Origin of the sequence: Bacillus sanguinis, from assembly GCF_018332475.1 — a bacterium.
In the GTDB taxonomy this organism is placed as follows: domain Bacteria; phylum Bacillota; class Bacilli; order Bacillales; family Bacillaceae_G; genus Bacillus_A; species Bacillus_A sanguinis.
This window is the reverse complement of record NZ_BOQB01000237.1, coordinates 1-6,253: the sequence shown is the minus strand read 5'-3', so window position 1 is coordinate 6,253 and position 6,253 is coordinate 1. Positions and strand designations below refer to the sequence as shown.

The 6,253-nt window shown below is 34.8% G+C and carries 7 protein-coding genes; 6 read left to right on the top strand and 1 reads right to left on the bottom strand.

Going from position 1 to position 6,253, the window contains the following annotated elements:
- Positions 1-79: 79 nt before the first annotated feature.
- Positions 80-1,633: a glycoside hydrolase family 10-like protein gene (locus KI369_RS22275; RefSeq protein ID WP_212957423.1), complete on the bottom strand. Its 1,554-nt coding sequence runs from the start codon at positions 1,631-1,633 to the stop codon at positions 80-82.
- A 225-nt stretch (positions 1,634-1,858) separates the two neighbouring features.
- Here KI369_RS22275 and KI369_RS22270 point away from each other — a divergent pair, with 225 nt between their 5' ends.
- The 6 genes from KI369_RS22270 to KI369_RS22245 form a co-directional block, all read left to right on the top strand.
- Entirely contained in the window at positions 1,859-2,164 is a 306-nt protein-coding gene (locus KI369_RS22270) for a PTS sugar transporter subunit IIB (protein ID WP_000865898.1), read from the top strand.
- Between the two features lie 11 nt (positions 2,165-2,175).
- Positions 2,176-3,459 carry a PTS sugar transporter subunit IIC gene (locus KI369_RS22265; RefSeq protein WP_088351631.1) on the top strand — a complete coding sequence of 428 codons (1,284 nt, stop codon included), beginning with the start codon at positions 2,176-2,178 and terminating at the stop codon, positions 3,457-3,459.
- A gap of 79 nt (positions 3,460-3,538) precedes the next feature.
- Positions 3,539-3,805, top strand: coding sequence for a hypothetical protein (locus KI369_RS22260; protein ID WP_212957422.1), 267 nt, complete (start codon positions 3,539-3,541; stop codon positions 3,803-3,805).
- Between the two features lie 22 nt (positions 3,806-3,827).
- Positions 3,828-4,976 (top strand): anhydro-N-acetylmuramic acid kinase AnmK, encoded by a 1,149-nt coding sequence (anmK, locus tag KI369_RS22255; protein WP_212957424.1) that lies wholly within the window; start codon positions 3,828-3,830, stop codon positions 4,974-4,976.
- Positions 4,977-4,996: 20 nt separating this feature from the next.
- Positions 4,997-5,896 carry a BadF/BadG/BcrA/BcrD ATPase family protein gene (locus tag KI369_RS22250; protein WP_212957421.1) on the top strand — a complete coding sequence of 300 codons (900 nt, stop codon included), beginning with the start codon at positions 4,997-4,999 and terminating at the stop codon, positions 5,894-5,896.
- A 132-nt stretch (positions 5,897-6,028) separates the two neighbouring features.
- A partial coding sequence (locus tag KI369_RS22245; protein ID WP_212957420.1) for a glycerol-3-phosphate acyltransferase occupies positions 6,029-6,253 on the top strand: 225 nt, incomplete at its 3' end.

Below are 6,253 nucleotides of genomic sequence, written 5' to 3'. Positions count from 1 at the left end.
GAAATTATTTAGATTAATTTATAAATGATAATATAAAAACTACCTATTCATGAATGAATAGGTAGTTTTTTGTTGTATACTATTTTGCTTTTATAGTGGTCTTACTAGAAGGAGCACTTTCATTATGCAAACGATCAACGGCAGTTACTACATACGTATATGTTTCTCCAGAAATCGCGCTTTTATCTACATAAATTTCTCCAAGTTTTGTTTTTCTTACAGTAGTAAGTAAATGTTTTGGATTTTGTATATCCACTTCATTTTTTCCATTCACACGGTAAATGGCGTAATAAGCAGAGTCATTCTCTCTATTATCAATGATACCTACAGCAATACCTTCATCTCTTGAAATCGCACCTTTTAAAGTCGGTTGTTTTGGTGGATGATGATCAAGCCAGGGCATAGGCGGGATTAAGGCGGGATGTTTATATATGTCTTTTGAGAGTCTATCTTTCACTCCGAGTGGATTGTTATTAATATCTTTTAAGCTAAAATGCATACTTCCCTTTATTTCAGGATATAACCGGTTTAATGCAATTTGTCTTGGATATTCTTCAGGATTAGACCAAGCTGGGACAGAGTTATTATTAATTTTATAAGCCGCCTGCCCGATGTATAGGTGAATCGGTTTATTATTTGTTTCTTTTACCCACCAATCTACTAAAATGTCATATGCAGCTGGTGTGAAACCAATATTCCAATAAATTTGCGGTGTAATGTAATCAATATAACCTTTTTGTATCCATTCACGTGTATCGGCATAAAGGTCATCATAGTTTCTTTGACCTGCAGTTGTGTTAGAGCCAGTTGGATCGTCAGCTATATTTCGCCATACGCCGAACGGACTTATGCCAAATTTTACGTATGATTTTTCTTGTTTAATAGCAGTATTTAAATCTCTTACAAGTTCATTTACATTGTCACGTCGCCAATCCTCTATATTTGTAAATCTACCGTTATTATATGTTTCGTACGTTTTTTGATCGGGGAATTGTTCACCCGCTACTTTATATGGATAAAAATAATCATCCATATGCAACGCATCAATATCATAATTTTGTACAATTTCTAAAGCACCTTCAGTAATAAATTTTTTCACTTCTGGAATGCCAGGGTTGTAATATAGCTTCCCGCCATAAGGTACAATCCAATCCGGGTGCTGTTTTGCAGGGTGATTATTCGCTAATCGATTTATATCAGTGTGATTCATCGTTATTCGGTAGGGATTAATCCATGCGTGGAATTCTATATTTCTTTTATGTGCTTCTTCAATCATAAATGCTAGTGGGTCGTATCCAGGATCTTTTCCCTGTGTACCTGTAATGTATTCAGACCAAGGACCGTAATTGGAAGGGTAAAAAGCATCAGCGGTTGGCTTTATTTGTACAACAACTGCATTCATACCAGTGTTTTTTACATCGTCTAATAATCTAATAAACTCTTGTTTTTGATTTTCGATAGGTAAGCCAGTTTTTGAGGGCCAATCAATATTAAGAACAGATGCAATCCATACAGCACGTAATTCATGTTTTTTGTACGTAGTACTTACTTCAGCGTAAGTAGAGTGAGGGGACATGAAAGGAATAAAAAAGATGACGATACTACATATCATTAATAAACGTTTAACGATCATTTATACGCCTCCCTATTATATGGTTAACTAATATGATATCCGAGGTGAGGTTGTACCTACAATTGAGAAAATAAATATTGAAACATTAATTTAATAGGAGAAATATTTTTACTGAAATTTACTTTCAGTATAACTAAATTCTTTCACGTCTTCATATGCTTGTTAGTAAAGTGAAACTTCCTTTCAATCGAAGGAGATAATTTATAAGTATAGGAGGATTAATAAATGAAGGTTTTATTCGTTTGTTCTGGAGGGATGTCCAGCGCTATTGTTGTAAACGCTTTAAAAAAAGAGGCAGAGAAAAAGGGTGTAAACATGGAAGTGCATGCGATTGGAACAAGTGAGGTGGAAGAAGAAGTAAAGAATGGTTGGGATGTTGTAATGGTTGCACCACAAGTTAGACACCGATTTGACTCTGTAAAAAAATTTGCAGAAGAGGAATCTATTCCATGCGGTATCATACCGCCACAAGCATATACACCGCTTGGTGGACCGACTTTATTAAAAACTGTAAATGATTTAATTCGTTAGGGGGAAGCGTTATGAATAAGTTTGTCACGTTTCTTGATAAAAACTTATCTGGACCGATGGCAAGGCTTTCTGAGCAAAGGCATTTACAAGCAATCCGTGATGGAGTTATTTCGGCGTTACCATTTATTATCGTAGGAAGTTTCTTTTTAATCGTAGCATTTCCACCATTACCGAAAGATAGTTTCATATCCGTTTGGGCATTAAAAAATCAAACAAGTATATTAATACCATATCGCTTAACGATGTTTATTATGTCTTTATATATAGCATTTGGAATAGGATATAATTTGGCGAAAAGTTATAAATTAGATGCTTTATCGGGAGCTCAGCTAGCAGTATGTTCACTGCTATTAACATTAACTCCTGAATTAATTGATAAAAAAGGGTTTATGCTTCCGATGACAAATCTCGGAGGTCATGGATTATTCGTGACAATGATTGTTTCTATTTTATCAGTTGAGATTTTAAGATTTTGTAAGAAGAACAACGTAACGATCAAAATGCCTGAACAAGTACCACCGTCAGTATCACGTTCGTTTGAAGCACTTATACCTGCTGCATTCGTTATTATTATTATGAGTCTTATTACAGTTGTTTTTAAAGTTGATGTACATTACGTAGTGGATAAATTAGCCGCACCGTTAGTCAAAGCTGGTGATAGTTACTTTGGCGTTATCATCCCTGTATTTTTAATTACATTTTTCTGGTCCTTCGGAATACATGGTGTATCGGTTGTAGGTACTGTAGCAAGACCGCTTTGGGATGTGTATTTAGGGAAAAATGGTGAGGCTGTAGCAAGTGGTGCGAGTCAATTTCCATTCATTGCACCAGAGCCGTTTTATCAATGGTTTATTTGGATTGGTGGTTCGGGTGCAACGTTAGGACTTGTGTTAGCTATGATTGTATTTGGAAGATCAAAATATTCGAAAGCACTATCGAGAACTTGTATTGTACCAGGTATTTTTAATATTAATGAGCCAGTTATTTTTGGTTTACCGATTGTATTGAATCCCATTTTAATTATTCCTTTCGTTATTACACCGTTAGTAACAGCGACTATCGCTTATGCTGCAACTGCAATGGGATTTGTAACGCCAACTCATATTATGCCGCCATGGACATTACCAGCCCCAATTGGCGCATATTTAGCTACAGGAGGAGATTGGCGTGCAATTGTATTAGTGTTAATAAATATAGCAATATCATTCCTTATTTATCTACCATTCTTTAAAATGTACGACAAAAATATGCTTGAAATTGAAAAGAATGGTGACGGAGAATCTGTTAATCCATAAGTTTTATACTGTATTTATGAGTGATAGGTATTTTTACCTATCACTTCTTTCATATGAAGTCCAGAGAGGGTGAAATGGAATGAATATAAAATTTAGTTATAAAGGTGTATTTTTATTACTATTTGGAGTGATATGTGCAAATTTACTTTTTGTTCCTTTATTAAGAATGCTACAACTTCCACAAATGCATAGTGTATGGCTTGTTACAAGCATTGCGGCAAGTATTTTGCTTACAGTAGTTGTTTCTTTCATTGATGGATCGTTTGTATCGAAAGCTCAGTTGTTTTTTAGATTTATAATATTTTCAATCGGTTGTACATTTGTAACTTACATGATTGTTTTTTAGTAAAGGGGAGGTCATGCATGCTATGTATATTGCAGGGATTATGTCCGGTACTTCATTAGATGGAATAGATGTAGCGCTCGTTCATATAGAAGGGAGTGGTGTAGGTTCTAAAGTTGAACTCATCCATTTCACTACAGTTCCATTTTGTAATGATATGAAAAATGAGATTCAACAGGCATTATCAATAGAAAATTCAAATGTCCAACTCATCTGCAGTTTGAATTTCAAACTCGGTTTATGCTTCGCCAACGCTGTAAAGGAAGTTTGTAAGGAGGTCAATTTTTCTTTGGAAAAATTAGATTTAATAGGTTCGCACGGACAAACGATTTATCATCAACCAAAGCAAGATGGTAGTATGGTTCCTTCCACATTGCAAATTGGAGAACCAGCAGTTATAGCGTATGAAACAAACACGATAGTTATTTCTAATTTTCGAACGATGGACATGGCAGCAGGGGGACAAGGTGCACCTCTTGTGCCATATTCAGAGGTTATTTTGTATCGTCACCCAACTAAAAATAGACTACTACAAAATATTGGTGGGATCGGTAATGTTACTGTAGTACCAGGTCACTTAAGTGATAAAAGCGTTATAGCTTTTGATACAGGTCCAGGGAATATGATAATTGATGAAGTATGTCAAAGATTATTTCAGTTGCCATATGATCAAAATGGTAAGATTGCAAAACAGGGAGTAGTTGTAGAAGAAATTTTGACATATTGTATGAGCCATCCATTTTTGAAAATGAATCCACCGAAATCAACTGGTAGAGAACAGTTTGGAGAAGAATTTGTCAGTGAATTATTGAAGCGGTTTAAAAAGCATAGTAAAGAAAATATATTGACGACTGTCACGATGTATACAGCAAGTTCAATTGTTCATCATTATAAGGAGTTTATTCTGCCGTATTATGAAATTGATGAGGTGATATTAGGCGGTGGCGGAAGTTATAATCGTACACTTGTTGAAATGATACGAAATGAATTGAAGGATGAAAAATGTGCGATTTTTATTCAAGAAAATTTAGGGAATTCTTCTGCAGCAAAAGAGGCAATCGCCTTTGCTATTTTAGCAAACGAAACGCATCATCGTAATCCGAGTAATGTGCCGAGCGCAACAGGTGCAAAGCAATCTGTAGTTTTAGGGAATATAACATTTCCTTCAATATGAAGAAAATGGGGTGAATATATATGAATTATATGATTGGAGTAGATGGCGGGGGAACGAAGACAGAAGCAATTGCATTTGATCAAGACGGAAATGAACTTGTAAGAGCTACGAGTGGTTTTGGAAATATATTAATTGATTTTGAAGAAGCACTTTTTCATATTATGGAATCAATTGATCAATGCCAAAAAGGTTTATTAAATGGGCATTGCGTTTGTATTTGTTTAGGATTAGCGGGTGTAAGTGGTGCAAATACAAATGAATTAACATTACGTTTAAAAAAGAAGTATGGAACACAAATTGAAGTTTTAAATGACGCAATGATTGCACATGCAGCTGCTTTAAAAGGGAAAGATGGAATTTTAACGATTGGAGGTACAGGCGCAATTTGTATTGGAAAGAAAGGGGAAGTGTATAAGTATAGTGGTGGATGGGGACATATTTTAGGTGATGAAGGAAGTGGATATTGGATTGCGTTACAAGGTTTAAAGAGAATGGCAGATCAATTTGATCAAGGAGTTACACTTTGTCCATTAAGCTTAAGGATTCAAGACGAGTTTCAACTATTAACATCGTCTAATATAAAACAACTAGTATACAGTTTTTCAAAAGATAAAGTTGCAGCAATTGCACCGCTAATTATTGAGGAAGCGAGAAATGGGAATGATGATGCACAAGAAATTATCTTGCAAGCGGCTAAGGAATTAACGAGAATTACGGTGAATATTTACAATAAAATGCAATTTGATGTATCAACTTTAATTGCAGTAAGTGGCAGCATACTGCGTTTCGTTCCTGAAATATATGTTGAGTTTAAGAAATGCTGTGAGAAAAGTATAGGAGAAGTTACATTTGTATCACAATCCGAACCAGCAGTGAAAGGTAGCTATTATTTAATGAAGAATATATATTTTAATAAATAGCTGTATGAGAATTTTTGTATGATTTGTAAATATATGATGTTAAAATGTATAAAGGGATGTGGATAAAAAAGTACAATATACATAGTTCTTGAATATTGTATATGTATTCCTATGTAGAAAGTGAATGATTACATGATTAATAGTATGCAATTTTTGTATTTGGTGGCTTCTTATTTATTTGGAAACATATTGACCGCTTATATAGTAACGAAATGGAGACATAACGTTGATATTCGGGATGAAGGAAGCGGTAATCCTGGTGCAAGAAATATGGGGCGCGTATATGGAAAAGGGTATTTCATCGCTACATTTTTAGGTGATGCAATCAAAGGGACAATCGTAGTTTCTATTGCAAAA